The 17313-nt window shown below is 61.7% G+C and carries 7 protein-coding genes; all 7 read right to left on the bottom strand.

From position 1 onward, the window contains the following. The 7 genes from EM858_RS04880 to EM858_RS04855 all read right to left on the bottom strand — a co-directional run bounded on the left by EM858_RS04880 (position 1) and on the right by EM858_RS04855 (position 16929). Positions 1–360, bottom strand: a complete 360-nt coding sequence (locus EM858_RS04880) for a metalloregulator ArsR/SmtB family transcription factor (RefSeq protein ID WP_127756037.1) — start codon at positions 358–360, stop codon at positions 1–3. Between the two features lie 102 nt (positions 361–462). Further along, positions 463–1692 (bottom strand): thioester reductase domain-containing protein, encoded by a 1230-nt coding sequence (locus tag EM858_RS04875; RefSeq protein ID WP_127756036.1) that lies wholly within the window; start codon positions 1690–1692, stop codon positions 463–465. A 13-nt stretch (positions 1693–1705) separates the two neighbouring features. Continuing rightward, complete coding sequence (locus EM858_RS04870; protein ID WP_127756035.1) at positions 1706–2473, bottom strand: SDR family NAD(P)-dependent oxidoreductase; 768 nt, start codon at positions 2471–2473, stop codon at positions 1706–1708. Next, positions 2470–3834 carry an aminotransferase class III-fold pyridoxal phosphate-dependent enzyme gene (locus EM858_RS27295; protein WP_205529895.1) on the bottom strand — a complete coding sequence of 455 codons (1365 nt, stop codon included), beginning with the start codon at positions 3832–3834 and terminating at the stop codon, positions 2470–2472. The genes EM858_RS04870 and EM858_RS27295 overlap by 4 nt, the downstream gene beginning before the upstream one ends. Positions 3835–3860: 26 nt before the next feature. Continuing rightward, complete coding sequence (locus EM858_RS27290) at positions 3861–5525, bottom strand: PfaD family polyunsaturated fatty acid/polyketide biosynthesis protein (RefSeq protein WP_205649542.1); 1665 nt, start codon at positions 5523–5525, stop codon at positions 3861–3863. Beyond that, on the bottom strand, positions 5522–9685 hold the full coding sequence (locus EM858_RS04860) for a beta-ketoacyl synthase N-terminal-like domain-containing protein (RefSeq protein WP_127756034.1): 4164 nt from the start codon (positions 9683–9685) through the stop codon (positions 5522–5524). The genes EM858_RS27290 and EM858_RS04860 overlap by 4 nt, the downstream gene beginning before the upstream one ends. Before the next feature lie 143 nt (positions 9686–9828). Next, positions 9829–16929 (bottom strand): type I polyketide synthase, encoded by a 7101-nt coding sequence (locus tag EM858_RS04855; protein ID WP_205649541.1) that lies wholly within the window; start codon positions 16927–16929, stop codon positions 9829–9831. Between the last annotated feature and the right edge of the window lie 384 nt (positions 16930–17313).

The following is a 17313-nucleotide window of genomic DNA, read 5'->3' as shown; positions in this document are numbered from 1 at the left end:
TTATTGCCTTTCGGGCTTCGCCTGCGGGCTGCAGCAGGGTGTCAACTCGGCAATCAACGGCGCGCAAAGCTCGGTCGAACCACCGCAGCAATCCTTCAGCAGAAACAGGGTCAGCAGCCGCAACCCGTCAAGATCGGCGCGATAGATGATAGACCGGCTTTGCCGCTCACTCTTGACCAGACCGGCCCGGGAAAGCGTGGCGAGATGCGCCGACATCGTGTTCTGGGGAACGTCGACAAGACGCGCAAGCTCACCGGCCGGAATGCCATCCGGCTCGTGGCGCACGAGAAGCCGGAAGGTTTCCAGTCGGGTAGATTGGGCGAGCGCGCCAAGCGCGGTTATGGCACTACTATTATCCATATATCCAGAATAATAGATATATTAAATGTGTCAAGCACCGGATGTCGTCATGGTCGGTTAGTCAAGGCGAGGGAATTCCCCTCGCCCTGCCCCTGAAAGCGCTTAAGCGAGCTTCGCGTCGTAAAGCCGCTCCATGAAACCGCGCGGCACGACCGTCCTCGAAATTTCAGCCAGCGGAAAGCCGCTACCGGCGAGCGGCAGAAAGCCTTTTTCGAAGGCATAGTCGAGATAGCGCATCATCAGCATGACATCGCATTCATGGCAGCTAATTCCGCTTCCCCCGAGCGCCTTCCGGGCGTTGGCGGTATCGTATTTACCGCTGTCGCGTACATAGTCGCCATTGCCCAGCATCGACAGCAGATCGGTGAAGGCCGAGCTGTAAGCCTTGCCCTCCCGCAGCATCCGGCCCTGATTGAGCGCATCGAAATAATTGTCGCGCGAGAGTTCGCGCACCACGTAACCGCAATCGCGCACCTGTTCCACCAGCGTGTTCCAGTCGATAGGCCTCGGGTTGACGAGATTGAAGGTGCGGCGGTTATGCGCGCGCCAGTTCATGGCGAGGTAAAGACTTGCCCGCGCCACGTAATCGACCGGCGTGATGTCGAAATCCTCATCCGATGCGAAGGTGAAGCCGGTTTCCACGATGGCGCGAACGGCCTCGTAATAAATACCCTTCACCTTGGTCTGGGTCAGCGGATAGCGGCCGGTGCGGCTGTCGCCCCAGATATTGCCCGGCCGCACGATGATAAAATCGAGGCCCTTTTGCCCGGCGGCATGCATCAGCTTTTCCGATTCGAATTTGGAGCGTTCGTAATCCATGTCGGGAAAACGCTGACCGACATCGAGCGCATCCTCATAAAGCGTGAAATCCTCATAAAGCTTGTCGCCGATGACGCTGAAGCTCGATGTGTGCATCAGGGGAATTTTCCCCTCGAGGCAGAACTCCACCATATTGGCCGAACCGCCGACATTGACCGGCGCAATCTTGCTGTAGGAGGCGATCAGATTGACATTGGCCGCGCAATGCAGCGCAATATCCATCCTGGCGGCGAGGTCGCGCCACACCTGCCGTTGCAGGCCAAGATGAGACTTGGAAACATCGCCGAGAACCGGCACGATGCGTGCGGCAGCTTCCTGTTTGAGGCTGCGCTCCTCGTCGTAGCAGAACAGCACGCTCTCGATCTTGCTCGTCGCCTCCGCCATATCGGCCGCGCGCACGAGGCAATAAATCGTCGCTTTCGTCGCGCTCAATAATTCCTGCAGCAGACGGCCGCCCATCACACCGGTGGCGCCTGTCAGCAGGATATTTTCCACGTCGTTCTGATATGTCATCGCCGATCTCCGTTCACAGTGTTCCGACCCGCATGCCGCCATCCATGGGGATCACCGCGGCATTGAGATAATTGGTTTTGCAGGTGGCGAGGAAAGTCACGACTTCCGCCACATCCTCAGGCGTGCCCCAGCGCCCGACCGGCACGATGGAGCGCACCAGACGTTCATCGGCCACCGTGTCGTTGATGCCTTCCTGCTCGAAAGGCTTCGACATGTTGGTCTTGCAGATGCCCGGCGCAATCGCCGTGACGCTGATGTTGAACTGCCCGAGTTCCTGCGCCCAGGATTCCGAAGCCTTGATGAGACCGGCCTTGGAGGCGGCATAAGCCGCCCCGCCCCCTGCCCCCCAGATGCCCGCAATCGAGGCGATGTTGATGACGCGCCCGTAACGCTGGCGCACCATCGAGCGTGTGAAAACACCGGTGCAGTTGAACGCGCCCGCAAGGTTGACGTCGATGACCTTGCGGGACTGCGTCTGGCTGCGATCGTTGACGCAATAGGTGCGGTCGAGAATGCCGGCATTGTTGACCAGCACGGTCACCGGCAGTCCCATTTTATCGGCAATGGCGCCGGACGCCTGCTCAACGCTGCCATGGTCCGTCACATCCATGGCGAAAATGCCGAGGCGCTCCGGATTTCCCCTCTCCCGCGCAAGGCGCTGCAGCGCGGCGACGTCGATATCCGTCGCCGCCACCGCATAACCCACCTCCAGCAGGGATTGGGTAATGGCGGCGCCGAAGCCGCCGGAAGCACCGGTCACGACCGCGATTTGCTGGCTCACGCGACTTCCTCGTCCTTGAAGGCGATTTCCATGACCTTGCGCGCATTGACGAGCGCATCGGAGATGCGTTCCTCGAAGAAATGCACATCGTCCTGGTTCATCAGGAGGTTGGAATAGATGCGCGACAGCGGCGAGAACTGGATGCCGTGGCGCTTGCTCACCTCGCGGATGATGATGTCGCAGAATTTCACCTTGTGCGAATAGCCTTCGGAACGATCCACCGGCTCTTCCTGCGAGTGATAGACCAGCGCCGTCGGCATGCCCTGAATGACGAGCGGCATGCCGGCGGCCTTGGCCGCGCGAGTGAAAACGCCCGAAATCTGCTCGGTGTAGCGGCGCATCCGGTCGTAGCAACCCGGGTCCTTTTCGACGATATCGAAAGTCGCCTTGATTGCGGCGAGACCCAGCGGATAACCGTTGAAAGTGCCGGCATGGATGACCTTGCCGCGCGTATAGAGGTCCATGATATCGCGCCGGCCGGCAATGGCGGAAATCGGCATCGATCCGCCGCCGAGCGCCTTGCCGAAGGTGGCGAGATGCGGCGTGACGCCGAGAATATCCTGCGCGCCGCCGAGACCCAGCCGTACGCCGGTGATGATCTCGTCGAAGATCAGAACGATATTATGCTCTTCGCACAGTTCCTTGGTCCGCTCCAGATAACCTTCGACTGGGAAGATGCCGCCGCCATTGATGCAGATCGGCTCCATCAGCACGGCGGCGATTTCGTTGCCGTAGCGGCGGATGGTGGCTTCCAGCGCATCGATATCGTTCCACGGCAGCATGAAGCTCTGGCTTTCGAGCACGCCTTCGGCACGGCCGAGCGTATCGAGCATGTCGCCCTGGTATTTTTCCGGCACGGGAAAATCGAGATTGTCCTTCTTGCGGAAGCCCATGACGTTGTCGGCATTGCCGTGATAATGGCCATGGAAGCGGATGAAACGGTTCTTGCCGGTAAAGCCGCGCGCAAGCCGCAGCGCATTCTGCACCGCCTCCGTGCCGCTCAGGCAAAAGCGTACCATTTCGGCGCAGGGGATGTGCTTAATCATCAGTTCCGCCACCTCGATCTCCAGATCGCAGGTATCGACGGAGGTGACCTTTTCCATGTAGCGGATGAGCGCCTCGTTATAGGCCTCGTTATGGTGACCGACGAAAAGCGCGCCGAATTTGCAGAACAGGTCCAGATGTTCGTTGCCATCAAGATCCCATACGCGGGAATTGCGGCCCTTGTTGAAAGGCACCACGAAGGCGCGCTCGGCATCGCCGAAATTATAGTGGGTGCCACCCGGCATCAGTTCCCAGAGGCGCTTGTAGAAATCGCGCGAAATCTTCAGCGTCAGCTTGCTGTCTGTGTCCGTGATCATGGCTGTGCTTTCTCCAGTTAGGCCGGCTATGCTGCCGGGACGGTTCCGATTGGCAGGGAGGGATTGGCTGAGGACGGCATGAGGTGCGGCGCGAAATTGTCCGCCCAGGGCCTGTAGCGATAAAGCGCTTCTGGCACCGGCATGCCCGCATGTTTGAGGGCGGCAAGCCGCGCCAGATAGGCGGCGTTGCGCATCAGGAGATCGGCGATCACGACGACGGAGCGGCTTTCGACCGTCTCATAGGGACTGCCGCGTAGCCATTCGTTGATCGCGCCCATGGCGGGGCCGCACCAGATCTGATAGTCGACCGCGCGGGTTTTCTCGCCGGCAATGGCCCAGCGGGACGATTGGCCGAGATACCACTGGAAGACCAGCGCCATGCGCTTCTTCGGATGCGCTTCGGCCGCTTCCACAATTTTAGTGTTGCCGCGCGCCTTGAAAAACTGCCGTGTCTCCTCCCAGACCTGTGGCAGCGATTTCTGGAAAATCACGCTTTCCAGACTGGCGATCTCGGCGGCCGGAATATCTTCGAGGCCGTCATATTGCTTGTAGAGATTGTAGAGCTTCTGCGCACGCATGGCATACATGGTGCCGCCCTTCAGCACCTGCACCCTGGCGCCGATCTCGAACATGTCGGCGGAGGGCGCCATCGCCACATCGTCCGTTTTCGCGCGTCCGAGCAGCGTCTTCACCTGCGGCGAGGTGCCTGCCTCCATGCAGGCCTGATTGATCGAACCGGTGCAGACATAGGCCGCACCCATGGCGAAGGCCGCGTAAACCGCCTGCGGATTGCCGATGCCGCCCGCCGCACCGATACGAATGCAGAAGGCTTCGCCGCGGGCTTCGGCGATCTCATCGCGCAGCGCCGCAATGGAAGGAAAGGCGCAGCTCAGCACGCCATTATCGGTATGGCCGCCGGAATTTGCCTCGACGGTGATGTCGTCGGCCATCGGCACCTCGCCCGCCATCGCCGCCTGTTCAGTGGAGATAAGGCCGTCCTCAACCAGCCTCGCCAACATTTTTTCCGGAGCCGGATGGATGAAATGCTGCGCCACCTCGCGCCGCGAAACCTTGGCGATGATGCGGTGGCGGATATCGATGCCCCCCTGCCCGTTTCGGAAAAGCCCGGCCGCCCGCCAGTAAACGATGGCCGGAGACAGGTTCATATAGGCCGAGGCTTCCACCACCTTGACGCCGTGGCGGATGCACAGGCGCACCACATCCATCTCCCATTCGGCATCGCCGGGATTGTGCAGGAGATTGACACCCCACGGACCCCGCGGCAGCGCCGCGCCGATACGCGCCAGCGCCGATGCGACACGCTCGCGGCCGAGCCCGCCCGCGCCGAGAAAGCCGAGAAGCCCCTGCCGGCCGAGCGCGATCACCATGTCTTCGGAATTGATGCCGTTGGCCATCGCGCCGGCGTAATAGGCCATGCGCACGCCGTAATCGTGAAGGAAAGCCGGATCGCCGAGCTGCTGCGGCTCCAGCGCCGGCACCATGCCCTCGCATGCCTCAGCGTCGACGCAGGCCGTTTCAAGCGCCAGCCGGTCGTCGGCATTCATCACATAGAGCCGTCTGCCGAGATCGGCGAGAAGCCGGGCGGTCGTCTCGATGCAAGCGGCGCTATCCGCCTGTTTTCGCCATGCCCGCAGAAGCGGTGTGGAATTGATGTGCAGGTTCTCGTTCATGCTGCGGCCACCCATGATGATTGGTCGTTGCGACGACGGGAAAAACCGGCGCCGAGATTGTCGCAAATGCCGATGACATTGTCCTTGTGGATGATCTCGGCGACGAAGACGAAGGCTGCGCGCTCCAGCGTGACGCCATCCTCGCCATAGGCGACGTCGATCGATTTGGAGGTGAGCCGGTAGCGCAGCGTATCGCGCTGCGGCTTCACTTCGCCGCGGAACTTGGCGCTGTACTGGTGATCGGTCAGCGTGTGGCCATCGAGGCCGGGAGCCGAATACAGCCCGAGATAGGCGAGGTAGAATTTGAGGAGCTGTTCGCAGCCTTCCACCAAAAGCGTCCCCGGCACGCAGGGGTCGTTCTTGAAATGCGCCTTGAAAGCCCAATGATCGGGATCGATATCCCGCTCGCCCACCACCACACCGAGGCCGAACGCCCCGCCTTTGGGATCGACGGACACCACCCGGTCGAGCATCCGCGCCATCGGCGTCCAGAGCATCGGCGGAACGGCCTCGGTTCGATAGTCCGGCCCGAAGCAGCCTGCGGGATCGCCAGCGCCCAGCGCCTCGATCTCGGCCTCGGCGAAATGCTGTTTCGCGCAGGTGAGAAGCGGTGTGAACGGGTTTCGCGCCGTGCCGTCATTCTTGAGGTAAGGCGCCGGATCGACCCCCTTGGACCGCTCCAGATCGCGCGGCAGGAAGAAGCCGGAATTCGCCTCCAGACGGAAGACGGGCCGCTCATCCGCAAGGCACCAATATTCATAGGAGACCAGAATATTGCGCCCCACCTTGAGGAAGGACTTGATATCCACCCGCCCGCGCAGCAATTCGCCGGCGCGCGGCATTTCGCCGTAAACGAAGGTGCGGCTGTCCACCGCCCGGTAGCGCAACTCGCCCCTGAAGAGCTGGTCGCAGCCGATGAGCGTAAAGGCGACGATCATCGCATGCGAGGATTCCAGCGCCACGAAAGCCGGAACCTTGTCCTCGCACATGAACCAGGCGTCGTCAGGCAGATCGAGTTCCCATTCGATGCGGCAGGGCTCCAGCGCTCCTGCTTTTGCGGTCGTACCGGTGATGCGGGACGCGAACATATAGGGCGGCGACGGCATGCGCGTGCGGATCGCGTAGCTATCGGCCAGCGCATAATCCGGCCCCAGCACGCGGCTCACCGAGCCGTCGGTCAGTTCGACCAGTTGCGCTTCGTCAAACAGGGCGGGACGGGCCGGAATAACCGTTTCATTGCCCATCATATGGCGCAGGCGACGATAAAACGCCTGTTCGGTTTGCATGAAGCGCAGATTGGTGCGGGCATTGCGGACCGCCTGCCGCTGCTGCCAGTCCAGCGGCAGGCGTTGTAGGCAGTCGGCAACCGGATTGGGGAAAGATTCGGCCACCACTGCCGGGGACGGCCGAAGCGGCGTCCCGAACCGTGATTTTTGAAAGAGGGCGAGATTGGCGGGGTCGAGAATGATCTCGGGGATGGTGCGCTCGCGTCCGGTGAAAACCCTGACCAGCAGCGGATCGGCCGCCGGCGTCTGCACCGATGGGCGCATCGCATGCGGCCGCGCCACGGCCGGGCTTTCCAGCACGATATGCGCATAGGCGCGGTCGATGCCCATGCCGCTGATGGCTGCCAGCTGCCGCCCGTTCGCGGATCGCGGCGACAGGCCATAATGCAGAACCAGCGCCGCATTGATGAGGCTGAGCATGCCGGACGCCGCACCGAGATGTCCGTAATTGGTCTTGGAACTTCCCGTCGCAACGGCCGCGCCATAAACCTCTGCCAGCCCATCCGCCTCGACGCGCGCTTCCGCGTCCTGCGCCATGCTGTAGCGCTCGAGATAGCTGATATCCGCAGGCGCGACGCCGGCTTTTTGCAGGCAGGCCTCAGCCGTGCGGGCCACCGCATCCGCCGAGGGCCGGAAGGTCACGCCAGGGTTCGTATCGTGCTGGATTTCAAGGCCGCGCAGGCGCGCATAGGCCCGCCCAACCGCCCCGCTCCCGGCCTTTTCCAGCATCAGGACGCCGCAGCCCTCGCCCACGGGCTGGCTGCGATGGGGCGTGGCATAGACCATGTTTTCGAGCCCGCCATCGCAGGCGCTGCTCGCTAGAATGACCGCGTCGACCATATTTTCGGAAAGCATGTAGCGCGCCAGTTGCAGCCCCTTGAAAGCCGAGCTTTCATGCGAGCAGAGCGCGAAGGCCGGACCGTCGAGCCGCAGATGCGCAGCGACACGGCTTGCGGCGATATTGCCGACCCCGCCGGTAATGCCTTCCGCAAAAGGTTCCGGGAACAGGCTGTCCTTGACGATGCCCTGCAGCCCCTGCATCTGCTCGGGAGAAAGTGCGATGCCGCAGCGCTCGAGGCTGTCGCGCAATTGCCAGCCGATCTCGTTGCGCGCCTGATAGCGCAGGCAGCTATGATCGACATCCCTTGCGACGATCACCGCAATGTTGCGTCTCTGACCGTCCAGCGCATAACCCGCATCGAGAAACGCCCGCTCGGCCACCGGCAACAAGAAGGCGTGGGCGAAAAGATGATTGCCGATGACCTTGGGCGGCAGCTTGAAATGGCGGCAATCGAAATCGAAGCTCTCGATATAGCCGCCCTTCGGTGCTTCATCCATGCCGCCGATGGCGAGAATATCGCGGCGCTGTTCGAGGCCGAGCCAGCGCGTGCGCGGCAGGGGCTGGAACCATTGGCGTCCGGTGGCGATGGACTCACGGAAGGTTTCCACATTGTCGGTTCCCGGCAGGGCCATGGCGATGCCGACAATATCCAGTTCGGCCGGAGCCACGACCGGTGTGCTCGCGGCGACCGGGACGGCCCCATCGGCAACATGTTCACGCAGCACCATATGGCCGTTCACGCCACCGAAGCCGAAGGCGTTGATGCCGGCGCGGCGCGGTTTCCCGCCCTTCGCCCAGGGCCGGTTTTCACGCACGATATGATCGCGATTGACGAGACCCTTGGGCGTGGCGACGAGGTTTTCGATGTCCAGCGTCGCCGGTATCAGGTCATGGCGCATGGCCAGCAACACTTTCAGCAGGCTCGCCATGCCGGAGGCCGTGAGGCTGTGGCCGTTATTGGCCTTGTTTGCGCCGAGAAGCGGCAGCGCGGTTTCGCCGAAGAAACGCTCGATGGTGGAAAGCTCCACCTGATCGCCGGCCGGTGTGCCGGTCGCATGGCATTCCAGATAGTCGATCTCAGGCGAAATGCCGGCATAGGCGCGCTGCAACGCCAGAATCTGCCCATGCGGGTCCGGCAGAAGCATATGTTTGGCGCCGCCATCGTTGGAAACGCCGATCGCCTCGATGACGCCGTAAATCCGGTCGCCGTCGCTGAGCGCGTCCTCATAACGCTTCAGCGCCACGATGCCGGCGCCCTCCCCGGCCTTCAGCCCCTGCGAGGCCCGGTCGAAGGGAACCGAACGCCCGTCGGATGGAAACGCCTGCAATACGTTGAAGCCGTGGTCGAGATAAATATGATCGGCATGGCAGACCGCGCCGGCCAGCATCATGTCGGCGCTGCCATCGAGAAGGTAGGAACTCGCGACGCGGATGGCGTAAAGCGCCGAGGAGCACGCAGCATCGATGGCATAAGTCGGGCCGGACAGGCCGAGCGCCAGCGCCGCAATGGTGGCGTTGTGACTGCCGGTCATGAGGTTGAGACCGGAAAGCCCCGAAGCATCCCAATAGGAGGCGAAAGCAAAATCCGGCCTGTCGAGCAATTCGCGCAGATAGGGTTCGAGAATGCGATGGTAAAAACCCGACATCAGCCGTTTGCCCGAATGGGTCGGCATGCCGATATTACCCGCGATCAGGCCGCAGCGCTTCGGCGACGCGCCGCTATCCTCAAGCGCCTGCCGTGCGGCATGCATCGTCCAGTGAAACAGCGGATCGAGCGCGCGAAGCTCATTTGCCGGCAACCGGTAACCCTCGGCATCGAAACGGAAGTCGCGCACATGGCCGTTGCGGGTATAGCAGATGTGATCGGGAGTGCCCGGCTCGGGATGATGGTAAAGGGCGGGATCGACGCCCAGTTCGACAGCGGAAAGCAGAGAAGTGCAGTCCTTGCCCTCGACCAGATTGCGCCAGTAACGGTCGGGCGAATCCGCTCCGGGAAAAACGCATCCAAGACCCGTGATTGCTATCTGTCCCATCGCCATCGTCCTTCGTCAAATTGCGCGCAGAAGAGAGCGTTTCCGGCCTGAACGACCAGATACGGAATGCGGAAACGCGTCTCTCTGCCTGTTGTTACGGGTGCCCCGGAAAGCCTTCGCTTTTCCGAAGAATTGTCGGGCGGCTATTCGGCCGCCTCGACCTTGTCTTCACGCCCCACCAACCGCTCGCGCAATTGCCGGGAAACGGTGAACTGGACATCCGACAGCCGGAAATAAAGCTGCCCCACCTTGTCATGCACGGCGATATCCACCAGCAGGCTTGCCTGTGTGAGGGATTTGATCGTCATCGAGAGGAAGAACTTCTCACCGAAACCCAGCGTGGCGAAACGGTCGACACGGCCGATGGCGGAGGGCAATCCGGCATAGTCGCTGCCAAGGATCAGCCACAGCCAAGGCGCCTGCATGAAGACGTCACCGAGATAGGCGTTGAAGGATGTGGTGCGGAACTGCCCCTGCATCGCCTCTTCCACCGGCGTCAGCTCGCAGGCGAGCGTCAGGCCGTGGTCGCCGCCATTCAGCACCTCCCGTAGCCCACGGAAACTCGGACCGTGGAACAAGAGCGGGCCTTCCTGCGGCGTGCCATAAAGCGGATATCCGAGCGGCTCGTCATCCTTGCGCAGATCGAAGGAACCGAGGCGCGGGCGAAGGCTCATTTCACGGCTCAAGACCACGGTGCCGGTATAGCGATTGTGACGTTCGGAGCCCGTCCGGCTGACAACCGAGATCGTCAGCGCATGCCGGTCGCCGGCGGCAAGGCCATGGGTTTCCGCCGCCGGCTCGATCTGCGCTTCCAGCAGGCAGGTCTCCCCGCCCTCCAGGGCGACGCCCTTTAGAACCTTGAAGCCAAGCAGGGTCTCGAAACGGTAGCCGGGCAACATGTCTTCGGCGAGCTTCACCAGCCAGCTCGCCGCAGCCGTCGCCGGCAGGACGAACCGCCCGTCGACCATATGGTCGGCAAGGAAAGGCGCGGTCGTGAGATCGACGGCACGCTCGACGATGCGTGACGCCGTTACCGTCTTGACTGTCCGCGCCACCCTGTAACTGTCGCCGCCAACGAGGATTTGCGCGCCGTCGCCGGAGCCGAATTCGTCGGCGAAGAACCGGATGCCCGTCTCCACCGGAATGATCGCCAGCCCGCGCTCGCCATAGGCTTTCTTGAGCACGTCGTTGACCATGCCGCTATCCCACGGACCCCAGCCGATGCTGCGCACGAAGGCGTCTGGATAGTGTGCCTTGAACATATGGGCGAACTTGTTCAGCGCCTCATTGGCCATGGCATAGTCGGTCTGCCCGGCATTGCCGAAGAAACCCGAGACGGAGGAAAACAGCACCAGATGCTTTATCGCCTCCGGCTGGAGCGCCTGCATGAGATTTTGCAGGCCGCGCACCTTGGTATCGAAAACCGCGGTGAAATCCTCAGCCGTCTTTTTCTCGATGCGCTTGTCGGCCAAAAGGCCAGCGCCATGGACGATGCCGGTAACCTTGCCGAGGGTTTCCTCGACGGCGGCGACCGTGCGCTCGACATCCTTGGCGTCAGCGATATCGCAGGCGAAATAAGCCGCCTTGCCGCCAAGTTCCTCGATCTTCGCCAGCGTCTGGCGAATATGTGCCGCATGGCGCAGGCCATTCAGCATTTTTTCCACTTTTACCGGCGTCGGCTGCTCGCCTTCGGCCTTTATGGCTGCAATCGCCGCCACTTTGAGGGCCTCATCGCCCTCGATGCCCTCGGCCCATTCGGGCAGCGGCGCATCGATATCGGTGCGTCCCAGCAAAGCGAAACGGACCGGATGACGTTCTGCCAGGCCGATCACGCAATCGGCGGTAATGCCGCGCGCGCCGCCGCTGACGAGCAGCACGCTGTCCGCATCGAGCCCGGTTTCCTGCCGGGCAGCGACCGGTTCGGCACGGCCCGAGAGCGTCATACGGGATCCTTCGGAACCGCGTCCCACCTCCACCAGCGCCGTCTGCGGGTCTTCCAGCTCCTCGATGATGAGGCCGGCCGTTTCTTCGGCCGTGAGGCCCGGATCGATATCCACCCAGCGGCAAAAGACGTCTTCCCACTCGACGGCGAGCGATTTCGCCAATCCGCCGACACTTGCCCCGGCCGCGTTAAAGAGACCCCTGCCCGCCGTTCCCAGCGCACCGTCATATTGGCTGACGGCAAAGAAGGTGTTGCGTCCTTCCGCATTCGTCAGTCTCGGTTGCAGGACACCGGCCAGGGTGAAAAGCGTCGCGGCGGCGTCATAACCCGCCTCGGCAAAGACCTCGCCCATCGATGCCGCACCGGTTGCGGGCTGCAGATGGATGAAGCCGCCGACGGGGCCTTCCGCCTGCTCGATTTCGGCGATCAAAGCCTCGGTGGCCGCTTTGCTGCGGTCCTGAAGACTGTAATCCCTCACACCGTCGATAGCCGTTCCGGCAGCTTGCTTTCTTTTGCCCTTTGCCGGTTTGGCCGGTGCGGACAGATGGACGCGGACGACTTTCTGCCCCTGCGCCAGCAGGCGCGCGGCCAATATCTCGCTCAATCCCTTGCCGTCATCGACAAGCAGCCAGATGCGGCCGGCGGCGAGCGAAAGCGGCATTCTGTCCGGCCGCGCGAGGTCCTGGCGCACCACAAGGTGACGATAAACGGAGGGGGCGGCGATAACCGGCTGAGCAAGAGGCGCGAATGCATCCTGCTCAGCCAAAGCTTTTTTTGGCTGGGAGTCCTCGTCGCCGGCGTCGGAGAGCTTCGTGGATGTCACCACGCCGAGACGCTGAAGGGTCACGACGGAAGCGCCGGCCGAGGCAGGCGCGCTGGCGGGGGCAGCAGGCTTCGGCGTTTCCGTAACGGCGGTCACGGGCGACACGCCTTTGATATCGGCCAGCAATTCGCCGATGGTGCGTAAGAAGAACTGCGTCATCTTAGCGATATTGCTCATGGTTTCGATATCGAAATTCTCGTCGTTGCGGTTCTTGTCCGCATCTTCCAGAAGCCGCGTGCCATTCGACAGGCGGTCGAACATCGCCCCGAAAATTTCCAGGCGTTTGATGGAGTCGATGCCGAGATCGGCCTCGAGATCCATCTGATCGCCGATCATGTCGACCGGATATCCCGTGCGCTCGCTGACGATTTCCGTCAATTCTCGCACCAGCCGCTCTTCGGTGATCCCTTCAAGCATCGAAATTCTTGCCTGATCCTCGGCGCTGAGAGCCCGGGTCGGCGTCGCTATCGGCGCGACTGTTTCGACGGCGGGTGTGGCGGCGGCCGACGCACCTTTGATACCGGCAAGCAATTCGTCGACGGTGCGCAGGAAGAACTGCGTCATCTTGCGGATATTGCTCATGGTCTCGATGTCGAAATTCTCATCGTTGCGGTTCTTGTCCGCATCTTCCAGAAGCCGGGTGCCGTTCGACAGACGGTCGAACATCGCCCCGAAAATCTCCAGCCGCTTGATGGAGTCGATACCGAGATCGGCCTCGAGATCCATCTGATCGCCGATCATGTCGACCGGATATCCCGTGCGCTCGCTGACGATTTCCGTCAATTCGCGGATCAGCCGCTCTTCGGTGATTGCTTCAAGAACAGCGATCCGTGACTGATCCTCGGCGCTGAGAACCGGGGTCGATATGGCGACTGGTGCGGGCGCTGGAACGGAGATGGCTGGCAAGACCGGTTTCGGAGCGGCAATCGCCTCGACCGGAGCGGCGAGAGGCTGCGGAGCCGGGACGATAGCGGGTTTCGCTACGGCCTGGGTTGCGGGCGCAAAACTCTGCTGATGCGGCAATGCCAGCGGCTCCGCCGGTTTCGGCATTTCCAGCGTGTTCGGCAAAAGGGCCGGCATATGCGGGCGGCTGCGAACCGCCTCGCCGCTCATCAGCGACATCTGGTTATCGAAATAGCGCTCATGGTTGAGATGGTAGAGTTCCTGATTGCGCTCCAGCAATTGCAGGCTGCGGGCAAGGCTCGCGGTCATGCTCTCCATCTGCGGATGGCCGTGGAACTTCTCCAGCAGGCTGTGCTGCTTGCTGACCAGAGACCCCAGCATGTCGATATAATCTTTCTGGTTGGTCTGGAACTGCTGGTGAAGCTGGCTGAGCAAATTCTGGCTTTCGATCTGCCTGTCCATCTGGTCCGGCTTCGGAATATTCTCGGATTGGCGCGTCATTGCTATCTCGATCCTGTCAGTGGCATGGGAGGACGAAGTGGGGAGAACGGGTTTGGCAACCGATGGGAAAACGGGAATGTTCTGCGTCGGCTGAGGCTCGGTCTCAGGGTCCGGATAAACAGCCGGGCCGGGCATGTTTCGTGCGGTGCGCTCGGCGAGGAATTTTTCCACCACGCGCGTATCGTGGCGCAGTGCATGTTCGCGCCGCTTGCGGTTCTTCTCGGTCAGGTAAAAGCCGCCCTGAAGGGTGAAGCTGGAAGCCTGTCTGGCCGGCCGCTCCTCCGGCGGGCGCTTGCGGGCATAGGGGTCGGCGTCGGAAAGGGCCACGCCCTCCACCACCAGCTTCGCCAGCGCCCGGCGCAATTGCACCGCTTCTTCGCCATTGGCGCTCGGATTGAGCGAAACCACCGCATGCGGCTTGCCCTTCAGAATGTCGGCGGTCAGTTTGCCGAGAATGCCCTTGGGTCCAATCTCGACGAACAGATAACCGCCATCGGCGTAGAGCCGCTCGATCATTTCGCGAAAACGCACTGGCTGTACGAGTTGCCCAACCAGCGCATCGCGATAATGCGCAGGGTCTTCGCCATAGGGTTCGGCCGTTGCGCTGGAATAAAGCGCGCAGCGCGGTCTTGCGAATTCGACGCCGGCAATACCTTCCCGGTAGGGATCGGCCGCATGGCTGACATAGGATGTGTGGAAGGCTGTCGAAACCGGCAGGGTCTGGCTGCGGCGGCCACGCTGCGAAAGCCAGGCATGGGCGCGCGCAATCGCTTCGGTGGAGCCACCGAAAACAAGCTGTTCCGGCGCATTGTCATTGGCGATCACGATATCCGGGACGGCGGCAAGCAATTCCCCGGCTTCCTCATGACGCATCTGCGCGGCGAGCATCGCACCCGGATCGACAAGACCGCTCGGCATCTCGACGGCGCGGCCGCGGGCGAGAGAGGCCCGGTGAAAATCCGCATCCGAAAGCACGCCCGCCGCCCAGAGCGCGGTCAACTCGCCATAGCTGTGCCCGGCGACGAAGTCCGGCGCAAAGCCGAGACGTTGCAGCAGCCGGAAATAGCCGGCACTCACAGCGCCGATGGCCGGCTGCGCATTGGCGGTGCGGGTCAGTTCACGGGCCTGCGCAAAAGTTTCCGCATCGGAAAAGGCCGGCGGCGGATAAATGACAGCCGACAAAGGCGGCAGGCCGACGTCGCGCGCCACGGCATCGGCATCTTCCACCGCCTGACGCAGCTCCGGGTAATCGAGGGTCACGCCCGCGCCCATATTGACATATTGCGCGCCCTGCCCCGGGAAAAGCGCGACGATACGGCCCGCGACCGGCGCCGCCTCGGGCCGGTAATAAATACCCGCCGGATGTTCGAACCCCTTGTCGGCTCCGGATTGCAGCGTGGTCAAGGCCTTGGCCAGCAGCTCGCAGGCCTCTTCCGGCGTCGCTGCGGCGAAAGCGAGACGGGCGGAGGATGGCGCAGGTGCAAGCCTGCCGCTATCTGCCAGATGGGCTTCGAAAAACGCGGCCTTCACCTCCCCGGAAAGCTGCGAAAGAGCATCGCGACACGCCGCCTCCAGCAAAGCGGGGGTCGGTGCATGAAACGCCAGAACCTGGGCCGACCGGCTGAGCCTGTAGGCCTCTTCGCGCATTTCCGGTTCGTATTCTTCCAGAATGACGTGGAAATTGGTGCCGCCGAAACCGAAGGCGCTGAGCGCCCCGCGCCGCAATTCGCCTGCCGGCGGGCGCATCCACGGCCGCGCCAGCGTATTGACGTAGAACGGCCGGGTCAGAACCTCTGTCGGTTCTTCGACATTGATCGTCGGCGGCAGAACCTTGTGGTAAAGGCCGAGCGCCACTTTCATCATCGCCACCGCGCCGGCCGCGCAACGCGTATGGCCGATCTGCGATTTGATACTGCCGATGGCGATGGAATGGCTCCCATCGAGCCCCTGCTCCTCGGCCAGCCTGATGAGGCTTTTGATCTCGGTCTCGTCGCCGGATTCCGTGCCGGTGCCATGCGCCTCGATCAATTGAATATCGGCCAGCGTCAATCCCGCCTGGGCATAGGCGCGCTTCAGCGCCTTCACCTGACCTTCGGAACGCGGCGCGAAAATGCTCTTGGCGCGGCCGTCGCTGGAAGCGCCAAGCGCCCGGATCACCGCATAGATGCGGTCGCCGTCGCGCTCGGCGTCCGAAAGCCGCTTCAGCACCAGATAACCGACGCCATCTCCCAGCATCATGCCATCGGATTTCTTGTCGAATGGCCGTGAGCAGTTGCTTTTCGACAAAGCGGGCGTCTTGCTGAAGCACAGGAACGAGAAGATCGAATTTTCGAGATTGACGCCGCCGGTCAACACAGCGTCGCAGCTGCCGTCCGTCAATTCGCCGATGGCGGCCTTGATGGCGGCGAGACTGCTCGCGCAGGCGGCATCGACCATATAGGACGTGCCGCCGAGATCGAAATAGCTGGCGATGCGGCCGCAGGCCACATTGCCGAGAAAGCCGGGAAAACTATCCTCGTTCCATTCCAGCGACAGGCCCTGCAACCGCTCGACCGCATCTTCCGCCACCTCCGCGGACAGGCCGCTATTGAGGAGGATATTGCGCAGGAACGGGATTTGCTGACGCACCGCCAGCGAAAACGCCGTATTGCCGTTGCCGGAGCCGCCCAGAATGACGCCGATCCGGTCTCGGTCGATCTTCTCGGCCCCCGCCCCCAGAAGACCGGCATCCGCCATGGCCTGTTTCGCCACATGCAGCGCGAAAAGCTGCGCCGTGCTGATCGATTGCAGCATCAGCGGCGGCAGCTTGAAACCGACGGGATCGAAATCGATCGGCGGCACGAAGCCTGCCTTGCGGCCATAGACCTTGTCGGCAGCGCGCGGATCCGGATCGTAGAAATCCTCCGGCTTCCAATATTCGACCGGATCGACCGTATCGACGTCGCGGATCGCGTCGTGACCGTTCACGATATTGGACCAGAAATCATAAAGATCGGCCGCATCGGGAAAATGGCTGGCCATGCCGACGATAGCGATATCCAGAGGCGGCGGTGTGGGAGTGTGGTTCTGCAGCATCACAATAATAGTCCTTCCCTGGGGACGGAAAGCAACGCTCCCGTCAGAGACAAGAAAAATCAGGATGTAATTCGAAAATTCCGAGCTTTGGTGCGGGCATAAGCATGAATAATATCCGGATATCGGAATATTAAGTCAGTATATTCGTCAGTTAAGTTCGCGATTAAGCGTCTGCGGACGTATAAAGCATATATTCATTCACTTGAAAAGCATTAATATACTTTACGTTGAAATTTTCACAATTCAGACATCTTTGGTTGAGCTGGTGAAAACTGGCTGTCAAAATCCACACATCAACGATCGGATTTCTCATAATACAAGCGAGCCTGCCGCCGCATGTCGGCGGCTGCCGGAGACATGAAATGAAAACCGCAGTCCGGTTTC

The sequence above is a fragment of the Agrobacterium sp. CNPSo 2736 genome, assembly GCF_004005385.1.
Classification (GTDB): Bacteria; Pseudomonadota; Alphaproteobacteria; order Rhizobiales; family Rhizobiaceae; genus Agrobacterium; species Agrobacterium leguminum.
This window is presented reverse-complemented; position numbering and strand designations above follow the sequence as displayed.